The 22,633-nt window shown below is 71.6% G+C and carries 17 protein-coding genes; 10 read left to right on the top strand and 7 right to left on the bottom strand.

What is annotated here, in order from left to right:
• Window positions 1-193: 193 nt before the first annotated feature.
• Window positions 194-883 (top strand): GAF and ANTAR domain-containing protein, encoded by a 690-nt coding sequence (locus tag ACZ7GZ_RS24125; protein ID WP_471027349.1) that lies wholly within the window; start codon window positions 194-196, stop codon window positions 881-883.
• 417 nt (window positions 884-1,300) lie between these two features.
• On the top strand, window positions 1,301-3,994 hold the full coding sequence (locus ACZ7GZ_RS24120) for an MFS transporter (protein ID WP_471027277.1): 2,694 nt from the start codon (window positions 1,301-1,303) through the stop codon (window positions 3,992-3,994).
• 92 nt (window positions 3,995-4,086) lie between these two features.
• Here ACZ7GZ_RS24120 and ACZ7GZ_RS24115 read toward each other — a convergent pair whose 3' ends face one another.
• The 3 genes from ACZ7GZ_RS24115 to ACZ7GZ_RS24105 all read right to left on the bottom strand — a co-directional run bounded on the left by ACZ7GZ_RS24115 (window position 4,087) and on the right by ACZ7GZ_RS24105 (window position 7,637).
• Entirely contained in the window at window positions 4,087-5,238 is a 1,152-nt protein-coding gene (locus ACZ7GZ_RS24115) for a carboxylate-amine ligase (protein ID WP_471027276.1), read from the bottom strand.
• Between the two features lie 282 nt (window positions 5,239-5,520).
• Entirely contained in the window at window positions 5,521-6,264 is a 744-nt protein-coding gene (locus ACZ7GZ_RS24110) for an FAD binding domain-containing protein (RefSeq protein WP_471027274.1), read from the bottom strand.
• A gap of 212 nt (window positions 6,265-6,476) precedes the next feature.
• Entirely contained in the window at window positions 6,477-7,637 is a 1,161-nt protein-coding gene (locus ACZ7GZ_RS24105) for a lactate 2-monooxygenase (RefSeq protein WP_471027272.1), read from the bottom strand.
• 113 nt (window positions 7,638-7,750) lie between these two features.
• Between ACZ7GZ_RS24105 and ACZ7GZ_RS24100 the strand changes: the two genes are divergently transcribed.
• From ACZ7GZ_RS24100 to ACZ7GZ_RS24070, 7 genes are all read left to right on the top strand, one after another.
• Window positions 7,751-8,785 carry an Lrp/AsnC family transcriptional regulator gene (locus ACZ7GZ_RS24100; RefSeq protein ID WP_471027270.1) on the top strand — a complete coding sequence of 345 codons (1,035 nt, stop codon included), beginning with the start codon at window positions 7,751-7,753 and terminating at the stop codon, window positions 8,783-8,785.
• Between the two features lie 308 nt (window positions 8,786-9,093).
• Window positions 9,094-9,939 (top strand): lipocalin-like domain-containing protein, encoded by an 846-nt coding sequence (locus ACZ7GZ_RS24095; RefSeq protein WP_471027268.1) that lies wholly within the window; start codon window positions 9,094-9,096, stop codon window positions 9,937-9,939.
• 138 nt (window positions 9,940-10,077) lie between these two features.
• Window positions 10,078-10,608, top strand: a complete 531-nt coding sequence (locus ACZ7GZ_RS24090) for a DUF488 domain-containing protein (protein WP_471027267.1) — start codon at window positions 10,078-10,080, stop codon at window positions 10,606-10,608.
• Window positions 10,609-10,965: 357 nt separating this feature from the next.
• Window positions 10,966-12,747, top strand: a complete 1,782-nt coding sequence (locus tag ACZ7GZ_RS24085; RefSeq protein ID WP_471027266.1) for a glycoside hydrolase family 15 protein — start codon at window positions 10,966-10,968, stop codon at window positions 12,745-12,747.
• Window positions 12,748-12,884: 137 nt separating this feature from the next.
• The gene (locus ACZ7GZ_RS24080) at window positions 12,885-13,100 is read left to right on the top strand and encodes a DUF4177 domain-containing protein (protein WP_031168938.1); all 216 of its coding nucleotides are present in this window, start codon (window positions 12,885-12,887) and stop codon (window positions 13,098-13,100) included.
• Window positions 13,101-13,224: 124 nt separating this feature from the next.
• A complete protein-coding gene (locus ACZ7GZ_RS24075; RefSeq protein ID WP_471027264.1) occupies window positions 13,225-15,669 on the top strand; it encodes a SpoIIE family protein phosphatase in 2,445 nt (814 codons plus the stop codon).
• A gap of 144 nt (window positions 15,670-15,813) precedes the next feature.
• A complete protein-coding gene (locus ACZ7GZ_RS24070; protein ID WP_360081858.1) occupies window positions 15,814-15,969 on the top strand; it encodes a DUF6131 family protein in 156 nt (51 codons plus the stop codon).
• Between the two features lie 264 nt (window positions 15,970-16,233).
• Here ACZ7GZ_RS24070 and ACZ7GZ_RS24065 read toward each other — a convergent pair whose 3' ends face one another.
• Window positions 16,234-16,545 carry a hypothetical protein gene (locus ACZ7GZ_RS24065; RefSeq protein WP_471027262.1) on the bottom strand — a complete coding sequence of 104 codons (312 nt, stop codon included), beginning with the start codon at window positions 16,543-16,545 and terminating at the stop codon, window positions 16,234-16,236.
• Between the two features lie 155 nt (window positions 16,546-16,700).
• Window positions 16,701-17,180, bottom strand: coding sequence for an HIT family protein (locus ACZ7GZ_RS24060; protein ID WP_471027261.1), 480 nt, complete (start codon window positions 17,178-17,180; stop codon window positions 16,701-16,703).
• 144 nt (window positions 17,181-17,324) lie between these two features.
• Here ACZ7GZ_RS24060 and ACZ7GZ_RS24055 point away from each other — a divergent pair, with 144 nt between their 5' ends.
• Window positions 17,325-17,711: a DUF2568 domain-containing protein gene (locus tag ACZ7GZ_RS24055; RefSeq protein ID WP_471027259.1), complete on the top strand. Its 387-nt coding sequence runs from the start codon at window positions 17,325-17,327 to the stop codon at window positions 17,709-17,711.
• 45 nt (window positions 17,712-17,756) lie between these two features.
• Here the strand turns inward: ACZ7GZ_RS24055 and ACZ7GZ_RS24050 are convergent, their stop codons facing one another.
• Both ACZ7GZ_RS24050 and ACZ7GZ_RS24045 read right to left on the bottom strand, forming a co-directional pair.
• The gene (locus ACZ7GZ_RS24050; protein WP_471027258.1) at window positions 17,757-22,244 is read right to left on the bottom strand and encodes a caspase, EACC1-associated type; all 4,488 of its coding nucleotides are present in this window, start codon (window positions 22,242-22,244) and stop codon (window positions 17,757-17,759) included.
• The gene (locus ACZ7GZ_RS24045; RefSeq protein WP_471027257.1) at window positions 22,231-22,629 is read right to left on the bottom strand and encodes an effector-associated constant component EACC1; all 399 of its coding nucleotides are present in this window, start codon (window positions 22,627-22,629) and stop codon (window positions 22,231-22,233) included. The genes ACZ7GZ_RS24050 and ACZ7GZ_RS24045 overlap by 14 nt, the downstream gene beginning before the upstream one ends.
• Window positions 22,630-22,633: the final 4 nt, after the last annotated feature.

The following is a 22,633-nucleotide window of genomic DNA, read 5'->3' as shown; positions in this document are numbered from 1 at the left end:
CCGCCGTGGTCCTCCGCCGGCGGGCAGCCGTCCCATCCCGGCGAGTGCGCCGGGGTGGGGCAGTGAGCAGTTCCGCCGGCATATGGGCTGGACAGGCCGGGGGGAACGGGGATCTCTCACGCACGCGCGGTAAGCCTTGCGTGGAATGCTGGGAGACGGCCTGGCCGAGACGGACCGAGAGGCGGAGGACGCGATGGACTGGGCTCGGTTCGCACAGCAGATGGCGTCGATGGCGCGGGATCTTCTGGCGCAGAAGTCGGTGGCCACCACCCTGGAACGGATCACCGGCTCGGCCACCGAGCTGGTCGAGGGCTGCGACGCGGCCGGCATTCTCGTGCTGCACGGCACGAAGGTGCAGACGCTCGCGCCCACCCAGCAGCTCGTCGTCGACAGTGACCGGCTGCAGGAGCGGTTGGGTGAGGGGCCGTGCTTCGATGCGGTCCGCAACCAGGCAGAGGAGCGGGTGTTCCGTATCGCCGACTTCACCCGGGAGCAGCCGCGCTGGCCCTCCTACGCCCCCATGGCCCGTCAGCTGGGCATGGGCAGCATGATGGGGTTCCTGCTGTACACCGAGGACGAGGAACTGGGCGCGCTGAACGTCTACTCGCGCAGGCCCGGGGCCTTCACGGAGGCCAGTGAACTGGCCGGCTGGCTGCTGGCCTCGCATGCGGCGGTCGCGTTCTCCAGCGCCCGCACACACGCCCAGATGGAGCACGCCGTCGCCACCCGCCACATGATCGGCGAGGCGATGGGCATCCTCATGGGGAGCCACCACCTCACCGAGGAGCGGGCGTTCGACGTGCTGCGCCGTTACTCGCAGGAGAACAACATCAAGCTCCGGGAGGTCGCCCGCCGGGTCTGCGAGCGGGGCACTCTGTCATGACCGCACGCACAGCCGGCCACGAAGGAATTCCTGATCCCGGCGGGACAGAGCGAGTTGAGCGCCGGGCGCGGTAACGACCCGAGCGCGACCGTCGGCCAGGTGGGCGACCTGGAACGGCCCCCCGTTCCTCCGCGACACGGGCGAGGCAGCCCTGCGTGCGACCGACGAACTGCTCACCCCGCCGAGCGGGAGACGCCGCACCCCCTCCTCCCGCGCGTCACCGTAAACAGGCGGCCGCGTACCGCGCCCGCAGGAAGACGGCACCTGAGACCGTACAGGCATGATGCGGCCTCCTCCGACGGGGATCTAGACTCACTTGGTAGCCGCAAGCAACGGATAGTGAGTGATGATCGACACGGGTAGCCTCCCGGCCGGGCAGTGCCCGGGTGGCGGGGCGAGGCAAGGAGATCCGCACGCATGACGACGCCCGCGTCCCCGCCCCGCGGGGAAGCCGCCGCGATAGCTCCGTCGGCCGTACCGGCCGGCCGACTGACGCACCGCCAGATCATGACGATCCTCAGCGGCCTGATGCTGGGGATGTTCCTCGCGGCGCTCGACCAGACCATCGTCAGCACCTCGATCCGCACGATCGCCGACGATCTGCACGGACTCAGCTCGCAGGCGTGGGTCACCACCGCGTATCTGATCACGTCCACCATCAGCACGCCGCTATACGGCAAGCTGTCCGACCTCTACGGCCGCAAGCCCTTCTTCCTGGCTGCCATCAGCATCTTCATCGCCGGCTCGGCGGCCTGCTCGTTCGCCACCTCGATGACCGAGCTGGCCGCGTTCCGGGCCTTCCAGGGCATCGGCGCGGGTGGTCTGATGTCACTGGCGCTGGCGATCATCGGTGACATCGTGCCGCCCCGCGAGCGGGCCCGCTACCAGGGCTACATGCTCGCCGTGTTCGGCTCCTCCAGCGTGCTCGGCCCGCTGATCGGCGGTTTCCTGGCGGGCCGCAGCAGCATCCTGGCCATCGCCGGCTGGCGCTGGGTGTTCCTGGTCAACGTGCCGGTCGGCATCATCGCCCTGTTCGTCGTCGCCAAGGTGCTGAACCTCCCGCACACCCGGCGCGAGCACCGCATCGACTGGTGGGGTGCGCTCACCATCGCCGTCGGCGTGGTGCCGCTGCTGCTCGTGGCCGAGCAGGGTCAGGACTGGGGCTGGACGTCCACGAAGGCCTGTGTCTGCTACGCGGTCGGCGTGGTCGGCCTGGTGGTGTGGGTCCTCGTCGAGCGGGCCATGGGAGAGGAGGCGCTGATCCCGATGCGGCTGTTCCGCAGCCCGGTGTTCAGCAAGATGAGCCTGCTGTCCGTGCTCGTCGGTATGGGCATGTTCGGCGGGATGATGATGGTTCCGCTGTACCTGCAGATCGTGAAGGGCGTCAGCCCCACCAAGTCCGGCCTGCTGATGCTGCCGTTGATGGTCGGGATGATCGCCGGGACCGTCGTGGTCGGACGCATCATCCAGCGGACCGGCAAGTACAAGGTCTTCCCGGTCATCGGCACCGCGCTGATCATCGCGGCCATGCTGCTGTTCCACTACCGGGTGCAGTGGAACACCGCGCTGCCGGAGACCATGGCGTACATGGCGCTGTTCGGCATCGGCCTCAGCGGATGCATGCAGATCCTGACGCTGGCCGTGCAGAACGCCGTAGAGCCCAAGGACATGGGTGTGGCGACCGCGTCGGCCACCTTCTTCCGGCAGATGGGCGGCACCGCCGGTACCGCGGTCTTCCTCTCGGTGCTGTTCAGCACCGTCGGCGACAAGATCGGCTCGGCCTTCCGGGCCGCGTACGAAACGCCCGGCTTCCAAGCCGCACTCCATGACCCGGCCGTCCGTTCAAACCCGGCGAACGCACCGGTGCTGGAGATGTTCAAGCACCCCCGGGCGGGCGGCGGGGGCGGCTCGGGGGTGCTGAACGACTCCTCGTTCATCCAGCGGCTCGACCCGCGCCTGGCCCAGCCGTTCAAGGCCGGCTTCACCGACTCGATGCAACTCGTGTTCCTGATCGCGGCGGCCGTGATGATCCTGGGCTTCCTGGTCGCGCTGTGGACCAAGGAGGTGCCGCTGCGCAAGGTGTCCGGCCTGGAGGCGCGTGCCGCCGAGGAGAGCGGCGGCACGGCCGCGGAGCCCGCCCCGGTTGTGGAGCCCGCCCCGGCTGGGGAGCCCGGCCCGGCTGTGGAGCCCGGCCCGGCTGTGGAGCCGGCCGCGAGCACCGCCGCGGGGTCAGCTGCCGTGGAGGCAGCCGTCGGCGAGACAGCCGCCACCGGGTCCGTTGTCCGGGCCGGGTCCGTTGCCGGAGCCCCCGCCGAGGGAGGCGGACCCGCTCAGGGCGCCCCGGCGTACGGCGTCCGCGGCCGGGTGCTGGACGGCGCGGGGGCGCCGGTGCCGCAGGCCGTGATCACCTTGATCGACATCGGCGGGCGGCAGCTCGACCGCGCCGTCAGCGGCGAGGACGGGGGCTATGCGGTGGCCGTTCCCCGCCCCGGCACGTATGTGCTGATCGGCGCCGCCGGCGCGCGGCAGCCGCAGGCCGTCACGGTGCTCGTCGGCGAGAAGCCAGTCGGGTGCGACCTCGCGCTGAGCGGCGCCGCCGCCCTCACCGGATCCGTCCGGGACGCCGTCGACGGGGACCCGCTGCCAGGCGCTCTGCTGGTGGCCACCGACGTACGCGGCGAGGTCGTCTCCTCCGGCACCTCGACGGCCGACGGCGCCTTCGTGCTCGCCGATCTGGCCCCCGGCAGCTACACGCTCGCGGTGAACGCGCCCGGACACCGCCCTGCCGCCCTCCCGGTCGAGGTCACCCCGGGAGCGACGGAGGCCTACGAGGTCCGCCTCGAACCCGGCGCCCGGCTCAACGGCGTGGTCAGCACCGCCGCCGGCAACGTGCTCGCCGACGCCAAGGTCACCCTGCTGGACGCGGCCGGGAACGTGGTCGGCACAGCGGTCACCGGCCCTGACGGCGCCTACCGGTTCACCGACCTGGCCGGCGGCGAGTACACGGTCATCGCCAGCGGCTACGCGCCGGTCGCCGCGTCACTGCGCGTGGACCCGAGCGGCGTCACCGACCACGACCTGGAACTGTCGCACGAGGACGCACCCCGGTAGCACCCAGCGGGAGCCGGAGCGGTGATACGGCCGGCGAACGACTTCTGCGACGCCGGCGACCGCAACAGCACCCGAGGAGAGTGCCGAGCGCGTCATCCGGGAAGCTCGACAGCGAGGTCGTCCACCACGGCCTCCAGGTGACCTGCGTACTGTTCCGCGACCCGCCTCTGGCGCGCGGAGCCGGTCCCGTTGAGCTGGACATCGCTCAGCCAGTCGCCGACGAACTGGTCGTCGCCGTACCGGCTGAGGTGCGGTTCGGCCCGTTTCCACAGCTCCTCGACCAGCCGGCCGACGGGCGTGGCGGCGCACTCGCGGGTGTGGGTGGCGGGCAGGGTGCCGGCCGGACCGTGCCGGGCGGCCTGCCAGCATGCCGCCCGCAACAGCAGGTCGGGGGCCTCGGGCGCGTATTCGCCGGCGCGTGCCGCCTCGATGGCGTGCCCGACGAGGCCGCGGACGAGCAGCGCGTACGCGGTGGTGGCCCCGGCGCCGGGCAGCACGTCCGCGATGCGTATCTCGATGGTGGGAAGATGCGCAGAGGGCCGGACGTGCCAGTAGATCATGCCCGGGTCCATCGCCGCCCCGGTGGCCACGAGTTGGTCGACGACCCGGGCGTAGTGGGCCGCGCCCCGCAGATAGGGTGGCGGACCCGCGGCGGGCCACCGGCTCCAGACCATGGAGCGCCAGCTCGCGTATCCGGTGTCCGACCCGCCGATGTACGGGGAGTTGGCGGTGAGGGCCAGCAGCAGGGGCATCCAGCCGCGCAGGTGGTTGACCGCCTCCACGGCTTCTTCCCGGTCGGTCACGCCGACGTGCACGTGGCAGGCGTTGACGCCCTGATCGTGGACCAGAGGCCCGAAGCGGCGGGCGAGGGCGAGGTAACGCGGCTGGTCGAGGAGGGGTGGTGGCCCGGAGCGGCCGAGGACCGCCGTGCCGCTGGGCACCAGCAGGCAGTCGTACTCGGCGGCCGCGGCGGCCGCACCCGCGCGTAATCGCAGGATCTCCGCCTCCAGTTCGACGGCCGTGCGGCACACCGCGCTGACGGTCTCCACCTGCGACTGGGAGAGTTCGGGTGTGGCATGCGGCGCACCGAGGCGCGTACGGGCGGCGCGTACGACGGACGGGGACCTGTACACAGCCGACCTGCTGTGCCGGTCGGCCAGGACGAACTCCTCCTCCACACCGACCGTCGGCGGTGCGGTCGCCTCCGGCGGGAACCCGGGCCCGCCGGCGGCAACACGAGTCACGGCATCAAGCGGCTCTGGCACGTCCATCCCCTTCGGGAGACACGGGACACCGGCATCGCTCGTCGCGGGCTGTGCGCGTCTCGCGCTCATTGCTGACGAGCTCGGGCGCATGGGGCCGCTCCCTGCCGGACAACGGGTGGGAACCGCCATGCTGCGCCTTCGGCCGAGGCCGCTGCAAGCGATTGCCAAGCCACCCTCAGGGCACGCACACCGCGTGTTCGGCGGCGGGTGCTGCACGACGGAGCAGAGGGCGAGGGACGAAGCGGTCGGCCATCCGTCACATCAGGCCGTGCCGCGATCGCCGAGGAGGCCGGTGACCTGTGAGTGGACGGCTTGCCATGCGAAGGGCGGCAGGTCAGCGAGGGCCGTCTCGCTCAGCGCGTGCAGGGTCTGCTCGGCATCGGCATCGGCATCGGCATCGGCATCGGTGTCGTACGTGACGCTGCCGCTGAGTACGTCATGACCGTCACGGACGGCGACCCGCAGGCGGTTGCCGCCGCTGCCGGCGTGGATCGCCGAGGCGACGACGAGGGGTGGCGGTCCGCCTGCCTCGCCGGCCAGTTTGCGGTAAGAGGAGGCGATCGGTGCACGCCAGCGCAGGCTGACGAGGACAGGACGCTTGGCCACCAGTTCGGCCATGTCCGTCTCCTGGACGCCGTCGGATTCCAGCACCGTCGCCCGGGCGTCCAGGACGAGCGCCGCGGGCAGCAGACAGCGCAGCGTACTGCCGACGAGGTTGCCGCCGACCGTCGCCGTCCGCCGCACGGCCCCGGTGCCCACCATGGCGGCCGCCAGGCGGAGCACGTCCGGTACCCGCTCGTCGATCCGGTGCAGGACCACCGCGCCGCCCACCGTCTCGCGCCCCAGCACGTTGGCTTCCGGCAACTCCCGCAACGACATGGCCCGTTCGGGGAACCCGTCCCGCTGCCAGGTGGCCCAGACGAGGGTCGCCCCGCCGATCGGCACGGCTCCCTCGGCCAGGCACTCCTGGGCTTCGGACACGGATGTGGGCAGCCTCAACAGCACAGCAGCCGACCTGCCTTCCGGAGAACTCGGACCCATGTCGGTGGGTGATGTTCTGGCCAACCACCCACCGCCAAGGCAGTCTTCTCGTCTGGGCGGGGGCGCGTACAGGGCTCACACGAGCACGGCGTGTGCCGCGCGGCCCACGCCGCCCGGCGCCGAGCTCCGCGGGCGCCGGCCGCGTCGGGCGTCAGGGGCGCAAGTACCGTCTCGTGTCAGCGGAGGCGGCGGAGGGTGTCGGGCGTGAGGTCGGCCAGGGTGGGGTAGCCGTCGACGGCCATGAGGAGGTCGGCCTCGGCAAGCAGGGAGCGCAGGACGTGGACGATGCCGTCGGTGCCGTCGAGGGCCAGGCCGTAGGCGTAGGGGCGGCCGATGCCGACGGCGGTCGCGCCCAGGGCGAGGGCCTTGACGATGTCGGCTCCGGAGCGGATGCCGGAGTCGAACAGGACCGGCAGGTCCCCGGCGGCCTCGACGACCCCGGGCAGGCAGTGCAGCGCGGGCAGTCCGCCGTTGGCCTGGCGTCCGCCGTGGTTGGAGCAGTAGATGCCGTCCACGCCGGCGTCCCCGGCGCGGCGGGCGTCGTCGGGGTGGCAGATGCCCTTGAGGATCAGCGGCAGGTCGGTCATCGACCGCAGCCAGGGCAGGTCGTCCCAGGTGAGGGGATTGCCGAAGGTCTGCGCCCAGCGCATCACCGCGGCTGCCGGGTCGTCCTCGGGGGACTTGGCGAGGCGGGAGCGGAAGACCGGGTCGCTGGTGTAGTTGGCCAGGCAGTGTCCGCGCAGCTGGGGGAAATTGCTGACGGCGAGGTCGCGGGGGCGCCAGCCGGTGATCCAGGTGTCCAGGGTGACCACGATGCCCTTGAACCCGGCCTTTTCGGCACGGTGGACGAGGCTCTCGGCCAGTTCCCGGTCGGTGGGGGTGTAGAGCTGGAAGAAGCCCGGCGTGTCGCCGAACTCGGCGGCCACCTGCTCCATCGGGTCGACGGTCAGCGTGGAGGCGACCATCGGCACACCGGTTCGGGCGGCGGCGCGTGCGGTGGCGAGGTCGCCGTGGCCGTCCTGGGCGCACAGCCCGACCACGCCGATCGGAGCCATGAACAGCGGCGCGGGCAGGCGCATGCCGAACAGGTCGACCGACAGGTCCCGTTCCCTCGCGCCGACCAGCATGCGCGGGACGAGACCCCACTGTGCGAAGGCGGTGACATTGGCTCGCTGGGTGTACTCGTCCCCGGCGCCGCCCGCGACGTAGGAGCGCACCGACGGTGTCAGCGCGGCAAGGGCCGGCGGCTCCAGCTCCGCGTAGGTCATCGGCAGCCGCGGTGCCACCCCGTGCAGCCCGGCGAGGTAGATCTCGTTCTGGTAGTCGGCGAACGCCATGTCCCGGTCCTCCTGCTCCGCCCGCCCCGTGCGAGCCTGTGCCCCTTCCACAGTGCGAGACTGGCCACTGAGGGCGGTGGAAGCGCAGGATTCTCGCCAAGGGGCCGGTGCTGATGCAGGAAGATGCCAAACAGCTGAGTGAGGACGACCTTGCGCTGATCCACGCGCTGCAACTGCGGCCGAGAGCCTCGTGGACCGAGCTCGGCCGCGCCCTCGGGGTGGACCCGGTCACCGTCGCCCGTCGCTTCAACCGCCTCAGCGAGCAGGGCACGGCCTGGGTCGCGCTCTCACCCGGCCCGCGGTTGCTGGACCGGATATGCCTTTCCTACGCCCAGATCGACTGCGCCCCGGGGGCCACCGCCTCGGTCGCCCAGGCCCTCGGCGGCCATCCGCACATGCTCACCCTCGAGCGCTCGGCCGGCGGCCACGACATCCTCGCCACCGTCGCCACCCGCGACCTGCACGCCCTGTCCCGCTACACCCTCGACCTGCTCCCGCACGTCCCCGGCATCACCGCCGTCCACGCCCGGATCGTCACCCACATGTTCACCGAGGGCGGCCGTTGGCGCATCGCCGCCCTCGCTCCCGACCAGCGCGCCCGGCTCACCGCACCACCCGCCACCCGGTCGCCCCGGCCCGGGCCCAGTGACCTCAGCGCCTTCGACCGCGCCCTCCTGGGCCGGCTGGTCCACGACGGCCGCGCCTCCTACCAGGCGCTGGCCACCGCCCTGGGCGTCAGCCTGTCCACCGCCAAACGCCGCATCGAGCAACTGACCCGACTCGACGTCCTGCGCTTCCGCTGCGACTTCGCCCGCCCCCTCGGCGGCTGGCCCGTCGCCATCACCTTCTGGGCCAGGGTTCCGCCCACCGACCTGCCCGCCGTCGGCCACGCCCTGATCCGCCTGCCCGAAACCCGCAACTGCGCCGCCGTCACCGGCCCGCACAACCTCGTCGTGCAGGCCAGTCTGCACTCCGTGGACGACGCCCTGCGCCTGGAGACCCAGCTCGCCACCACCCACCCCAGCCTCGACATCGTCGACCGCGTCATCACCCTGCGCCACGACAAGCTCCTCGGGCGCCTGCTCGATCCGTACGGCCGGTCCACCGGCATCGTCCCGCCCGACGTCTGGGCCGAACCAGCGATCTGACGTCACGTCAACACAGGGTCCACGCGGCACCGCACACTTCACCATCAGCCGTCCCGGCACAGCGGCGGCACCCGGTCAGCCACACCTCGGCCCGTCCCGCAGGGCCACTGCCGGTCAGCGGGGCGCCGGGCAGGGGAACGGCCTGAACGCACCGCGAGCGTCCGGCAGTACGGCGAGGACGACCGGCAACCCCGACAGGGTGGTTCAGCCCTCGCCCTGACAAACTGGCCAACTGGCCAACTGGCCAACACCACCACCTTCGTTCCACGCGTTCATGCGGCAACGGCCGCCCTCTGACAGGAGATCCGATGACCTCGACCCGCCCCACATTGGTCAACGCCGCCGAGGACCTCGCCCCCACCTCACCCGACAACGCGGACTCCTGGTGGTTCTGCGCCAGGCTGCACGACCGGGAGCACGTCTTCTGGGTGAAGATCCACACCATGCTGATGCAGGGCGCCTGTCACAGCACGGTCGCGGTGCTCCAGGAAGGAGACGGCCACAGCAGCGGCACGTACGCCGTCGAAGCCGTGGGCGACGTGAAAGTGGCCGCGGACTCGCTCGACGTGCGGACCTCGGTCCTCGCCGTGAGCGGAGATCTGGACCGGCTCGACATCTCGGGAGCGACGGACACCGCCTCGGCGCGGCTCGCCCTTCGACGGGAGGGACCCGTCCTCTACAGCGGCGGCAGCGGGGTGTTCCCCTTCTTCGGCGGCACGACGGGGCAGTACGCGCTGCCCGGTCTGACCGCGTCTGGAACCCTGACCGTCGAGGGGGTCACGTACCGAGTCAGCGGACCCACCTGGCTCGACCGTCAGTGGGTCTCCGGGGCCACCCAGCCACCGCGCTTCACATGGCTCGGACTGGACCTCGGCGCGGGCCGGTACCTGAGCGTCTGGGACACCGTGGGGGACGGTTCCTCCTGGCTCACGGAACTTCAGACCGACGGCTCACACCTGATCACCCACGCCCGGCGGACCGACCACGAGGGACACTGGCTCCTGACCGTCCCCGCCCTCGACGCGTCCCTCGAAATCACCCATCGTGGGCTGCCCGGCTCCGAAACGGCCTACACCGGCGCATGTCACGTGACCGGCACCCTGGCAGGACAGGACATCACCGGACACGGATACACGGACGTCATCGGCTACTGACCCCTGCCCACCGTGCGCGGCTCGACGCGGCGAAGCCCGGTGGCCGCGCCGCGTAGCCGTGCGGCTTCGCCTCGCCGGCGCACCGCACCGCTCCTGTCGGTCACGCCTGGGTCCGGGAAAAATGGAGACTCTGGCCTCATGGCCGGGGTTCTGCTCACTTTCGGGCACAGCACCGCCGAGTGCGAGCGGATCGTCTCCTTGCTGCGCCAGGCCGACGTGGCGGCCGTCGTGGACGTGCGCACCGCCCCCGGCAGCCGCCGCTACCCGCACTTCTCCCGGCAGCGGCTGGCCGAGTGGCTGCCGCAGCACGGGATCGCGTACCGGTGGGAGCCCGACCTCGGCGGGTTCCGCAGACCCCCTCCGGACAGTCCCGACACCGTCTGGCGCAACGTCTCCTTCCGCGGCTACGCGGCCCACACCCGCTCCGACGAGTTCGTCACCGCCGCGGACGAGCTACTGCTCCAGGCCGCCGACGTCCGCACCGCCGTGATGTGCCGGGAGGCGGTCTGGTGGCGCTGCCACCGACGCCTCATCGCGGATTTCGCGGTCCTCGCGCGCGGGGTACCGGCCTACCACCTCATGCACAACGGCCGCCTCAGCGCGCACACCGTGACGCCCGGCGCACGCCTGCGCGAGGACGGGCTCCTGGTGTACGACGGCGCCTCGTAGCCGGCCTCACGCTCAGCCGGTGCCGGCTACGGCGGTGGGTGGCCGGGACCGCGGACCGGGGTGCGGCGCGAGCGGCGGCACCGTCCGCTCAGGCCTCGTGCCCGCCCCCGAGCCGTCGTGCAGGACCCCGGTCACCGCCGAGGCGGTCGGGCCCACTGTCGCGGTGTTGGGACGGCCGCCCGGCTGACGGGGGGCGGCCCTCGGGCCGCGCTCCTCGGCCTGTCGTCCGCGCTGCCGTTCGCGCTGCCGAGGAACGCCCGAGGGCCAGGCGCACCGGGCCCCTTGAAGATGCCGTGTCGGGCCTCCGCCGGCACAGTGGGCGTTTCCCGGCGGGGCGGCCGGGAAAACTGCAGTGCCATGGGTGACACAGCGGACAAGCCGGCACATGCGCCGACCGACGTCTGCCCGCCGTGGGTGCTGCGGGCCTACGCCGTCCTCGCCGACGGCGAACGCGGCGCCGTGGTGGACCCGGAGGGCCGGATCGTGTGGCTGTGCGCTCCTCGCTGGCACAGTGACGCGGTGTTCTCCTCCCTGATCGGCGGCGGCGGGTACTTCGGCGTCGAACCGGAGGACCGCTGGCACGTATGGGGCGGGTACTACGAGGACGGCACGCTGATCCGGGTCAGCCGGTGGGTGACCGCCGACTCCGTGATCGAGTGCCGCGACGCGCTGGGGATGCCGGGCTCTGTGGACCGTCTCGTGCTGTTGCGCCGGATGCGCGTCGAAGAGGGCGAGGCACGCCTGCGGCTGACCCTCGACGCGCGTCCGGGTTTCGGCGCGGGCGGGATGCGCGGCCCTCGCCTCGAGGGCGACACGTGGACCGCGCACGCCGACGGTCTGCGGCTGCGGCTGCGCGGAGCGCAGCAGGCCGCGTGGGACGGCGAGTCCGTCCTGCGCGGTGGGTTCCGCCTGCGCAAGGGCGAGCAGCACGACCTGGTCCTGGAGTTGTCGCAGAAGGAGAGCACGGCCCGGCTGGATCCGGAGCGGCTGTGGGCGCGGACGGAGCAGGAGTGGGGGCGGGCCGTGCCCGACTGCTCCGGCCTGGCCGCACCGCGCGACGCCCGGCACGCCTACGCCGTCCTGCGCGGCCTGACGAGTTCCTCCGGCGGTATGGTCGCGGCCGTCACCACCTCGTTGCCGGAACGCGCGAACACCGGCCGCAGCTACGACTACCGCTTCGCCTGGCTGCGCGACCAGAGCTACGCCGGCCTCGCGGTCGCCGCACACGGGCCGCACGACCTGCTCGACACCGCGGTGCGTTTCACCGCCGAACGCGTTCTCGCCGACGGTGCGGGCCTGCACCCGGCGTACACCGTCGACGGCGGACCCGTACCGGACGAACGGGGGCTTCCGCTTCCCGGTTACCCGGGAGGCCAGGACCGGATCGGGAACCGTGCGGCCGATCAGTTCCAGCTCGACGCGTTCGGAGAGGTGCTGCAGCTGTTCGCCGCCGCCGCTCACCACGACCGGCTCACACCCGAGGCCGAGCGGGCGGTCACGGTCGCGGTCCAGGCGGTGGAACGCAACTGGCGGCGGCCCGACGCAGGGCTGTGGGAACTGGACGAACGGTGGTGGACCCAGTCCCGGCTGAGTGTGGTCTGTGGTCTGCGACGCGTGGCCGAGGTACTGCCGGGGCGGACGGGACAGCGGTGCACCGACCTCGCCGAGGCCGTCTTCGCGGAGACCCGGCACCGCTGCCTGCGGGAGGACGGCCGCTGGCGGCGGGCGGCCGACGACGACGGGCCGGAGGCCGCTCTGCTGATGCCTCTGGCCCGCGGCTTTCCTTCCACCGACGACCCGAGCAATGCGGTCACCCGCCGCTTCATCGAGGAGCAGCTGGCCGATGACGGGTACCTCTATCGCTTCGTTCACCAGGGAATCCCGCTGGGCGAGGCCGAAGGGGCCTTCCTGCTGTGCGGGTTCACCATGGCGCTGGCCACCGACCACCTCGGTGACCGCGCCGGCGCGCTGCGCTGGTTCGAACGAACCCGGGCGGCCTGCGGGCCGTCCGGGCTGTTCGCGGAGGAGTACGACGTGCGCCAGCGCCAGCTGCGCGGCAACTTGCCCCAGGCCTTCGTCCACGCCCTCCTGCTGGAGTGCGCGGTCCGCCTCAACGACGCCTCGGCGCTTCCGCACTGAGGCGGGGCCCTGCGAAGCTCTCGCGCGACCATGCCACCCAGTGGACACCTACGGGCTTCTGCTGTGCGGCCCGTTGATGATTAGCTTGCCCCGGCCATGAGACGAGCACCCGGCCCGGGTTCAGGAGGACTCCGCACATGAGCAGCGGCTACACGTACGAGTACAAGGTCGTCACATTCCGGGAGTCGCTGATCGGCGACGCGCTGGACAGCGACAAGCTGGAGAAGGTCCTGAACAAGCACGCCGAGGACGGCTGGGGCCTGAAGGCCATCACCTCCGCCGACGTCAAGGGCCGCATAGGGCCCGGAGCCGTGGAGGGGCTGCTGCTGACGTTCGAGCGCCCGCGCGGGTAGCGGTCACGGAGCCGCCCCGCGGATCGCGGGATGTGCGCAGGCCCGGGTGGTCGGCCCGAAGACACACCCGGGCCCATGTGAGACCGTGGTGTGAGAAAACCCGCCTGCGGATGCGGCCGACACCATGGGTCTGAGGGATCTGGACAACAAGCACCAGGACGATCCGTTCGGCATCACCTCTGCCGCCGTCGTCCTCGTGGACGGACACGGCCTGATCCGCTACTGGAATCAGCGGGCGGAGGACCTCCTCGGGTATCCGGCCCCCAGCGTGCTGGGGCGGCCCGCGACCTCCGTGCTCATGAGCGAGGACTCGCCGACGTCCGCGCTGTCCGCGGCGCAGCGGGTCGGCGAGGGCTGGGAGGGCCTGATCACCGCGCGTCACCGTGCGGGTCACCCGGTGGAGCTGGCTCTGCGGGCGTGTCCGCTGAGCGCGGAGCAGGGCTCCGCCTGGCTCGCCGTGGCTTGCGAGGTCTCCGACTCCCGCCGGTGGGAACTCGATCAGGCGGTGGTGCGCGGCCTGCTGGAGGAGTCCCCGATCGGCATCGCCGTCCTCGACAGTGACCTGCGCTTCCAGTGGGTGAACCAGGCACTGGTCGCCATGGAGGGCCTGCCGGCTCAGCTCGGGGCCGAGCACGCCGCCGCGCCCCCAGGACCGGGACAGGTGCCGTCGGCCGTGGACTGGCAGGCGCGCCAGGCGCTGCTGTCGGGCCGGGTGACGCCCGCCGTCGAGCACGTGCCACCCCCGCACGGCAGGTCCCGCCGGAACGCGCAGGGCCACCTCAGGCTCCGCTCGTCGTTCCCGCTGAGGGACATCGGCGGCCGGACACTCGGGGTGTGTCACACCGCCGTCGACTTCACCGCACAGGACCGGGCACGTGAGCGGCTCGCCCTGGTCAACGAGGCGGCACAGCGCATCGGCACCACCCTGGACCTCGACCGCACGGTGCAGGAACTGGCCGAGGTCCTCGTACCGCAGCTCGCCGAATTCGTGGCGATCGACCTCTTCCAGAGCGTCCTCGCGGCCCGGGATCTCGCCCCTGGACCGGTCGCCGGCGGCACGCTGCAGCGGGCGGTGCACCGGTCGATCCGCGAGGAGGTTCCGGAGGCGATCGTTCCCGTCGGGGAGCCCACCGGGTACCCGGCCGTGTCCCCGCAACGGCGGTGCCTGACCACGGGCCGGCCGATCCTCGATCCGGTACTGGAACCGACGACATGGTGGCTGGCCGGTGATCAGGAGCGCCTGGCCAAGATCGTCTCCCTCGGTGTGCACACGCACCTGGTGGTGCCGCTCCGGGCCCGGGGCGTGACCATGGGGGTGGTCACGCTGCTGCGCTGGGAGAACCCCAACCCGTTCGACGAGGACGACCTACTGCTCGTGGAGGAGCTGGTGGCGCGGGCCGCGGTGTGCGTGGACAACGCCCGGCGTTTCGTCCGTGAGCACCACGCGGCCCTCGCCCTGCAGACCAGTCTCCTCCCTCCCGATCTGCCCGATCACTGTGCCGTCGACGTCGCCTACCGCTATCTGCCGACCGATGCCGAGGCCGGCGTGGGCGGCGACTGGTTCGACGTCATCCCGCTGTCCGGCGCCCGCGTCGCCCTGGTCGTCGGGGACGTCGTCGGCCACGGCATCCACGCGGCGGCCAGCATGGGCCGGCTGCGTGCGGCCGTACAGACACTCGCCGACCTGGACCTGCCCCCCGACGAGCTGCTCGCCCGCCTCGACGACCTCGTCGTGCGCCTGGCGGACGAGGCGGAGGCGGCCACGGACGGACCGGTGGTGATCGGTGCGACCTGCGTCTACGTGGTCTACGACCCGATCTCGCGGAAACTCAGCGTGGCGCGCGCCGGGCATCCCACGCCCGCCATCGCCCACCTCAGCGAACCCGTCGAACTGCCCGACATCCCCGCCGGCCCCCCGCTGGGCCTGGGCGGTCTCCCCTTCGAGTCGGCCGAGATCGAACTGGAGGAGGGCAGTGTCGTTGCCCTCTACACCGACGGCCTGATCGAGGCCTCGGACCGCGACGTCGATGTCGGCTTCGAGCGGCTCTGCTTCGCCCTGGCCCACCCCGACCGGCCGCTGGAGGAGATCTGCGACACGATGGTCCGCATTCTGCTGCCGGACCACCCGCACGACGACGTGGCCTTCCTCATCGCCCGGACGCGCGCCCTCGCCCCCGACCGCGTGGCCTCCTGGGAGGTGCCGGCCGATCCCCGGACGGTGCACGAGGCCCGCGACAACGCCGCCTGTCAGTTGGCCGCTTGGGGGCTGGAGGACATCGCCTTCACCACCGAGCTGATCGTGAGCGAACTCATCACCAACGCCATCACGCATGCCTGCGGACCGATCAGTCTGCGTCTGATCCACGAACGGAATCTCATCTGTGAGGTGTCGGACGCCAGCAACACCTCTCCGCACCTGCGCCGTGCCCACAGCACCGACGAGGGAGGGCGCGGTCTCTTCCTGGTCGCGCAGGTCGCCCAGCGCTGGGGCACGCGGTACACCGCCACGGGCAAGACCATCTGGGCGGAGCAGCAACTCCCGAGCGAGGCTTCCCGGCGACTTCCCTGAGCCGGCGCTCCCCGCTGCGGTCCGCTGTCCTGGCCGTTCATGCCTGTGTGGGATTTCTGCAGATTTCCGGCCTCCGGATGATGACACCGTCCGCTTCGGGGCACCCGCAGGGATAGGAGCGAGTTCGTCAACAGGAGGCGCGTCATGATCGCCCTCGGTATCATCCTGCTCGTCGTCGGTTTCGTCACGGGTCTGTCGATCCTGTGGACCATCGGGATCATCCTCGTGGTCATCGGCGCGATCTTCTGGATCCTCGGCTCGATGGGGCACGCGGTCGCCGGCCGACGGCACTACTGGTAGGCGGCCGGCCCTTCCTGACTGCCGGGGCAGAACCTCCCGGTCCGCGTCAGCCCGCCGGCCCGGCCGCAGGCGCGGGCCAGCCCCGGTGGCCGCCCGTCCACGACAGGCGGGCCGGACCGGACACAAGGCGAGGTGTGGACGTCCGCGTCTGATGCGCGGACACCGCGGCCCCGCTCGGAGGTTCGCCGCTGAACCTCGCGAGCGGGGCCGCCCACAGCCTGAGGAGCAGGGTGACGCACTCCGCCGGCAGGTACCGGCGTGCGTTCACCGCTGACCGGAGAGGGAGCCGGGCTGTTCGGACCAAGTGCGGGCCCGCTCGGTGTGGTCGCGGTTGTTGCAGGCGTCGTCCACCGAGTCACCGGTCCACGGTGCGGCGAAGGGGACGAGTCCGAGCGCCTGCTTGCAGAGGTTGGCGCCGGTGAAGGGCCGGCCGGCGACGTTGATGCGGCCGTGGTTGGGGTGGTCGCCGTCGCTGGCGGCGTGGGCCGGGGTGGCGAGGGAGAAACCCGCCACGGTGAGCGCGGCGAGTGCGGTGATCTTCTTCATAGCCTGGTCAACGACCTCGGACAGCCCCATGTCACGCCGGTGGTCCTCGTTCCATCGGGTGACCTTGCAGTCGCTTCCGAGAACGGAGGAGGCGCATACCCGAGTCCGCGGCGCTGCGGTGGCGGCGGGGGACGCTCCGGTGCCGGCGGCTCCGGTCCAACCGCTCCCGCGGGGCCCCGGGCACGTCAGGTCGTCGAACCCAGCCTGTCCAATTCGCCGCTGATCGTCTCCCGCAGTACATCGTGCTGCGGACCGAGCCGGAACCGCTCGTCTCGCCACCGGTCAGGCGGATACAGCCACACCGGCTTGCCCACCAACTCGGGCGGCTCCCACTCGAACCGCGGCCACACATGCGCGTGCAGGAACGAATCCGTGTTTCCCAGGATCTCCAGGTTGACCCGGCGGAAGGCGGGGTCCACGCGCCGGCAGGCCCGCTCGACCGCCTCTCCGAGCCGGTCCATGTCGGACAGAAACGCCAGCCGCTTGGCCCTCGGCAGGTCGGACAACCGTTGAACTCCCGGTTCGTCCGCGAGGAGGACCGAGTAACCCGGCAAGAACTGAATGTCGCCGATCACCGCGAACCCCGACTCGAGCCGCCGCAGCACCGTCGGGTTCTCATCCCGCAGCGCAGACCCGATCCGGTCCGACCGCCAGTCGTTATCCATGCCGCCAACCTAGTCGGGGAACGCCCCCGGCCGATTCCGGGGGTCTGTCCGCGGTTCCGCGAAAGGGCGCTGCACGCGCCGCCACCCTGTCATGCTGGGGTCCCGGCGCATCGAGAGGACTCCATGTCACAACGCCCCGACGCCATGGCAGTGATCGATGAGCGGGGCTGGTACACCGCCAACGAACTCCTGGCGTTCCTGCTGGAGCTCGCTGCGCTGGCATGTCTGAGCTGGTGGGGCTTCACCGTCGGCGACGGCGGAGCCCTTCGTCTCCTGCTCGGCCTGGGAACGCCCCTGCTGGCGATCGTGCTGTGGTCGTTGTTCGCGGCTCCCAAGGCCCGGCTGCGGCCACGGCTGCCCCTCGTGCTCGCCGTCAAGGCGGTGGTGCTGGGTGGCGGGGCAGCGGCCTTGTACGGAGCCGGGCATCCTGTTGCCGCCGTAGTCGTGGCGGTCATCGTGGTCGCCAACACGGCGGTGGCCGAGATCTTTCGCCGCAGGCCGCCCACCTCGCCCACCGACGCCGGTCGCTGAACCGGCATCGGTGGACGGGGCGCACGCGCGGTCGTCCTGTCCCCGTCAGCAGGTGTGCTGGAATCTCAGATCGTGGATATAGCGGGCCCATTGCTCCTTGAGTTCATGACCGACCCGGGCACAGGCGAGGTCGCGGGCGTGGGTGCGCGCGTTGTTGAGCCTTGCCAGGCTGTTCAGGTTGACGATGCCGTCCGCGGAAGCGGTCAGCAGCGTCTTGTTGTCGGCGCTGATCGCCACGGACGTGACCGATTCGGTGTGGTTGCTGCCCACCACGCCGAGGTCATAGGGGTGGACGGGGTCGGTGACGTCCCAGAGGATCGCTGTGTGGTCAGCGCTGCCGGACACCAGGGTGTGGCCGTCAGGGCCGAAGGCCAGCCCGAGGACCCAGCTGTTGTGCTGGACGAGCGGCGGGCCGAGGTGCTGGGCCCTGGCCGGGTCGGTGATGTCCCACAGGATGATGCTGGAGTCCAGGCTGCCCGTTGCCAGGGTGTGTCCGTCGGGGCTGAAGGCCACGGAGGAGACCCAGTTGGTGTGGCCGGCGAGTGGCTTGCCCAGGGGACGCGGCCGGGCCGGGTCGTCGATGTTCCACAGTCTGGCCGTACCGTCCCAGCTTCCGGTGGCCAGGGTGTGTCCGTCGGGGCTGAAGGCCACCGTGTCCACACCCGCACGGTGGCCCGTGATCGGCCGGCCGATGCGCCGGGGACGGGAGGGGTCGGATGTGTCCCAGAGCGTGATCGCGGCATCCCCGCCCACGGTGGCGAGGGTATGGCCGACGGGACTGAAGGCCAGCCCGTCGACTCCGCCGTTGTTGGCGGTGAACTGTGTGATCTTGCGGAGGTGGTGGAGGTCACCGGCGTCCCAGAGGATCACGGTGTGGTCCAGGCTGCCGCTGGCCAGGACGCGCCCGTCGGGACTGAAGGCCACCCCGAACACACTGCCTTTGTGGCGCACGGTCTTGCGTGTGGTACCGCTGGGATGCTTCTGATCGGTCAGGTCCCACAGGGTCACCTTGCCGTCCACTCCGCCCGTGGCCACCGCGTGGCCGTCCGAGCGCAGGGCCATCGACTGCACAGCACCGATGCCTCCGATACGGGCGGAGAGCGGAACGCTTCCGTTGTCGCTCTTGCCCTGCCACAAGATCACCGTGTTGTCGGCGCTCCCGGTGGCGAGCAGGTCGCCGTGCGGGGCGAACGCCACCGCGCCAGTCCAGTTGGACGCCCCGGTGATGGAACTGTTGACCATGCGGGGAGCGGTCGGCTGCGCGGTGTTCCACACAGTCGTGTAATGGTCGGCCAGTGCCACGTCGATCTCGTGCCGGAACACTTCCAGTGCCTTCACCGGGGCGTCTCCGACGGGGATCTGGCTCACCCAGGTGGGGTGGTCCGGATCACCGGCGTTCCAGAGGTTGGCCTTTCCGTCTCCGCCGCCGGTGACGAGCGTACGACCGTCGGGGGTGAAGCCGAGGGCGGTCACCCCGTCCGGGTGGCTGACCGGGTTCTTGAGCCGCCGGGGGTGAGCGCGGTCGGTGATGTCCCACAGAACCGCGGTGCCGTTGAGGCCGCCGGTGACGAGCAGATGCCCGTCGGGCCTGAACGCCAGGGCCGAGACGTCCGTGTTCTGGACGGTCAGGGGCTGGCCGAGCCGGTGGGGGTGTTCGGATTCGCCGGTGTCCCACAGCCAGACCCTGCCGTCCTGTTCGCCGGCGGCCAAAGTGCGTCCGTCCGGTGTGAAGGCCAGCGTGTGGACGTTGACCGGCCCGGTCAACGGCTCACCGAGGCGGCGTGGTCGTCCCGGCGAACTCACGTCCCACATCTGCACGGTGAGTCCGGCTCGGTCGCTGCCGCCGGCCGCGAGAACACGCCCGTCCGGGCTGAACGCCACGCTGAACACGCCGTAGCTGGGGCCCCGCAGCCGGCCGAGCTGCGTGGCGTGCTGCGGGTCGCTGGTGTCCCACAGGATGACGGTGCCGTCCTGGCTTGCGGTGGCCAGGGTCCGCCCGCCGGGCGTGAACGCGGCACCGGTCACCGCGCCGCTGTGACCCGCCAGGGTACTGGCGTAGGGCGTGAACAGGCTGCTGAGGAGGTTCGCGGTGGTCGCGGGGGTGTGGTCCAGGCGGTCGGCCGCGATGCCGAGTTGCAGGGCCAGCCTGGGATCGTTGGCTCGGGCGGAGTCCGCGTCGCGCACCAGCGCCTCCGCGATCGCCGAGCGCTGCTGTCTCTGCGCTTGCTTGCGGCCCTGCACGGCGAAACCGGTCGCGATCAGTGAGGCCACCACCAACAGGATCAGCGTGACGGCTGTGCCCGTCCGGACGCGGCGGCGCCGACGGTCGGCTCGTACGCTGGCGGCGAAGAACTCGGCCGCCAGCTCGCCGAGTTGGCCGTCGTGGCCACCGTGCCGACCGGTGTCACCGAACTGGTCGCGGACGAGTTCCAGTTGGCTGCCACGGTAGAGACCGCTCGGGTCGCGTCCGTCTCTCTCCCAGGACTCGGCCGCGTCGAGCAGCTTCTGCTGGACCAGCAGGCCGGCGCGGCTGGTGTCGATCCAGCCGCGCAACCGCTCCCAGGCGCGCAGCAGTGCCTCGTGGGCGATCTGGGCGCTGGTGCCGTCGACGGTGATCAGGCGTGCGCCGGCCAGCGCGTCGCGGGCGGCGGCGATGGCGGCGGCTTCGTCGGGCGGTCGTTGGGCCAGCAGGTCGGTCAGATCGAGCCGTCGGCGGGTGTCCTCGGTGCTCTCGCTGATCCGGACCATGCGCAGCAGCATCAGCTTGGCGGCCCGTTGGGCGTCCGGGGCCAGGCTGTCGTAGGTGAGGTCGGCCTGTTGGGTGATCGCGTCCCAGATGCCGCCGGTCGCGCCGTACCCGGCGAGGGTCAGGGTGCGGCCCTCGCGGCAGCCCCAGGTCAGCCAGAGCGCGTAGGCCAGCAGGGGGAGGGTGCCGCCGGCGAACTCACGGTCGGCCCGCAGATCGCGCAACAGTGTGTCGGCCAGGCCGGTTTCGAGCTCCAGACCGGCCACTTCGGCGGGTTTCTCGATCGCCTCGCGCAGTTGCTCCGGCGTCATGGGCTCGACCGGGAACTGGCGGTGTTTGAGCACGTCGACCAGCTCGGGGTGGGCCAGACACGAGGCGTAGAAGTCCGCGCGGATGCCGAGTACGACCAGGGCCGGTGCGGCGGCGGTGGCCTGATCGCCCGTCGCGGCCGAGCAGATCGCGCTGATGAAGCTCCGGCGCTCCTGCTCGTCCTGGCACGCGGTGAACGCTTCCTCGAACTGGTCCACCACGAGCAGCAGCCGGCCGCCCGGTACGTCCTGGCCGCCGCTCCACCGGTGCAGGGCGCGGCGCACCAGGTCGGCCGAGCGGGTCGGGTCGGCGCGCAGCTCGGCGATCAGCTCGGCTTTCGGGTGTCCGGTGGGGCCGGCCAGTTGACCGGCCAGGCTGTCCAGCGGGTGTTCGCCGGGGGTGAGGATGAACTGCGGCCAGGTACCGGCGCCGGGCAGCGGGAGTTCACCGCGTTTGACGGCGGGCAGCAGCCCCGCCCGCAGCAGTGAGGACTTTCCCGCGCCGGACAGCCCCACCAGGGCGACCGGCCCGTCGTCCTGCGACCAGTCGGCCAGGTTCGTGAGCAACTCGGCGGTGACCTGGGCCCGGCCGAAGAAGAACCTGGCGTCGTCGGCGGTGAACGGATCGAGGCCCGGATAGGGGCAGATCTGTTCGTCGGTCTGCTCGGGCCGTGCGGGGGTGGCCGGCGGCGTGTGCCGGGGTGCGGCGGCCGGGTTGGCCGCCAGCACCAGGTCCCCGGCCCGGCCGCTGAGGTGCCGCTCCGGTGCGGGCAGGTGCCGGAGCGGCAGGACGCGGCGCAGGTGCCGGTAGGCGCCCTCGATGGTGAGTCCCGGTGGGCCGCCCGGGTCGCCTTCGTGCAGAAAGCGCAGCAACTCTCCGGTGAACGCCGTGTACGGCTCGTCCGGCAGTGCCAGTGCCTGTTCGTCCCGCGAGGCGGAAGCCAGCACGTAGCTGCCGCTGAGCGAGGCCAGCGCGAACGCGTCGGTCGCGGCCGTGCCGAAGGAGCCGTGTGCGCGTCCGGCGAAGCAGCAGTCCAGCACCACGACGATGGAGCGCGCCCGGCAGTTGCTGAACGCGTCGCGCACCGCCTGATACGGCAGCGCCTTGAACGCCAGACCCTCGGCCAGGTCGTCCGTCGCGGCCGTGGCCAGGTAGAGCTCGTTGCCCGGGCTGACCAGTCCATGGCCGACGTAGTAGAGCAGGAGGACGTCCTCGGCCTGCTTGGCGGCCGTGACGACGGCGTTGCCGAACTCGATCGGGTCCTTGGGATCGAGGAGCGGCGGGAGAAGGTTCTCCGGCCGCAGCCCGCAGGTGTCGACGAGGGTGCGGCCGAGCTCCCGGATGGTGGCCGACACCGCGGGCACGTCGGGCAGTTGAGAGCCGGGGAGGTGACGTCCGGTGCCGATGAGCAGGGCGCGCGATCCGGGCGAACTGAACCCGGTCGCCGGGGACGCGCCCGGCGGCTCAGCCCGCGTCACCGGTTTCCCGATCGCCGGCGGGGCCGAGGGAACGGGAGAGTTCAGCGGTGATCCGCTGTACCTCCGCCGCGTCCAGGCTGAGCACGTTGGTGGCGCTGAACTCCGCCGATGTCCCGTCCGGCCGGACCACCTTGACCGAGATGTTGCCGGTACGGCGGCGCAGCCAGGAGATCAGTACGCTGGCGGCGGCTGTCGCCACGCCTCCGGGGCCGAGCGCGACCGTCAGTGCCGCCACGAGCGAGCCCAGGGCACCCGGCGCCGGCGGGGGCAGTTCCAGCCGCACCCGTCCGCGCAGTTCCTCCTCGGCGACCAGCCAGTCACGCAGCGACCGAAGCTCGTCGGCGGCCCGGTCACCGGCGACTTCGACCACTAACCACTCGTCCACGAAG

This window comes from Streptomyces sp. NPDC037288, assembly GCF_055603265.1.
Note: the sequence above shows the minus strand (reverse complement) of the source record. Positions and strands in the feature narration are given on the sequence as shown.

Bases quoted from the DNA above. Each gene is read 5' to 3' on its own strand.
- ACZ7GZ_RS24090 (WP_471027267.1), top strand. From the start codon at position 10,078: ATGGCCGGGGTTCTGCTCACTTTCGGGCACAGCACCGCCGAGTGCGAG.
- ACZ7GZ_RS24085 (WP_471027266.1), top strand. From the start codon at position 10,966: ATGGGTGACACAGCGGACAAGCCGGCACATGCGCCGACCGACGTCTGC.
- ACZ7GZ_RS24060 (WP_471027261.1), bottom strand. From the start codon at position 17,180: ATGGATAACGACTGGCGGTCGGACCGGATCGGGTCTGCGCTGCGGGAT.
- ACZ7GZ_RS24075 (WP_471027264.1), top strand. From the start codon at position 13,225: ATGGGTCTGAGGGATCTGGACAACAAGCACCAGGACGATCCGTTCGGC.
- ACZ7GZ_RS24125 (WP_471027349.1), top strand. From the start codon at position 194: ATGGACTGGGCTCGGTTCGCACAGCAGATGGCGTCGATGGCGCGGGAT.
- ACZ7GZ_RS24080 (WP_031168938.1), top strand. From the start codon at position 12,885: ATGAGCAGCGGCTACACGTACGAGTACAAGGTCGTCACATTCCGGGAG.
- ACZ7GZ_RS24095 (WP_471027268.1), top strand. From the start codon at position 9,094: ATGACCTCGACCCGCCCCACATTGGTCAACGCCGCCGAGGACCTCGCC.
- ACZ7GZ_RS24120 (WP_471027277.1), top strand. From the start codon at position 1,301: ATGACGACGCCCGCGTCCCCGCCCCGCGGGGAAGCCGCCGCGATAGCT.
- ACZ7GZ_RS24105 (WP_471027272.1), bottom strand. From the start codon at position 7,637: ATGGCGTTCGCCGACTACCAGAACGAGATCTACCTCGCCGGGCTGCAC.
- ACZ7GZ_RS24100 (WP_471027270.1), top strand. From the start codon at position 7,751: ATGCAGGAAGATGCCAAACAGCTGAGTGAGGACGACCTTGCGCTGATC.
- ACZ7GZ_RS24055 (WP_471027259.1), top strand. From the start codon at position 17,325: ATGGCAGTGATCGATGAGCGGGGCTGGTACACCGCCAACGAACTCCTG.
- ACZ7GZ_RS24070 (WP_360081858.1), top strand. From the start codon at position 15,814: ATGATCGCCCTCGGTATCATCCTGCTCGTCGTCGGTTTCGTCACGGGT.
- ACZ7GZ_RS24065 (WP_471027262.1), bottom strand. From the start codon at position 16,545: ATGGGGCTGTCCGAGGTCGTTGACCAGGCTATGAAGAAGATCACCGCA.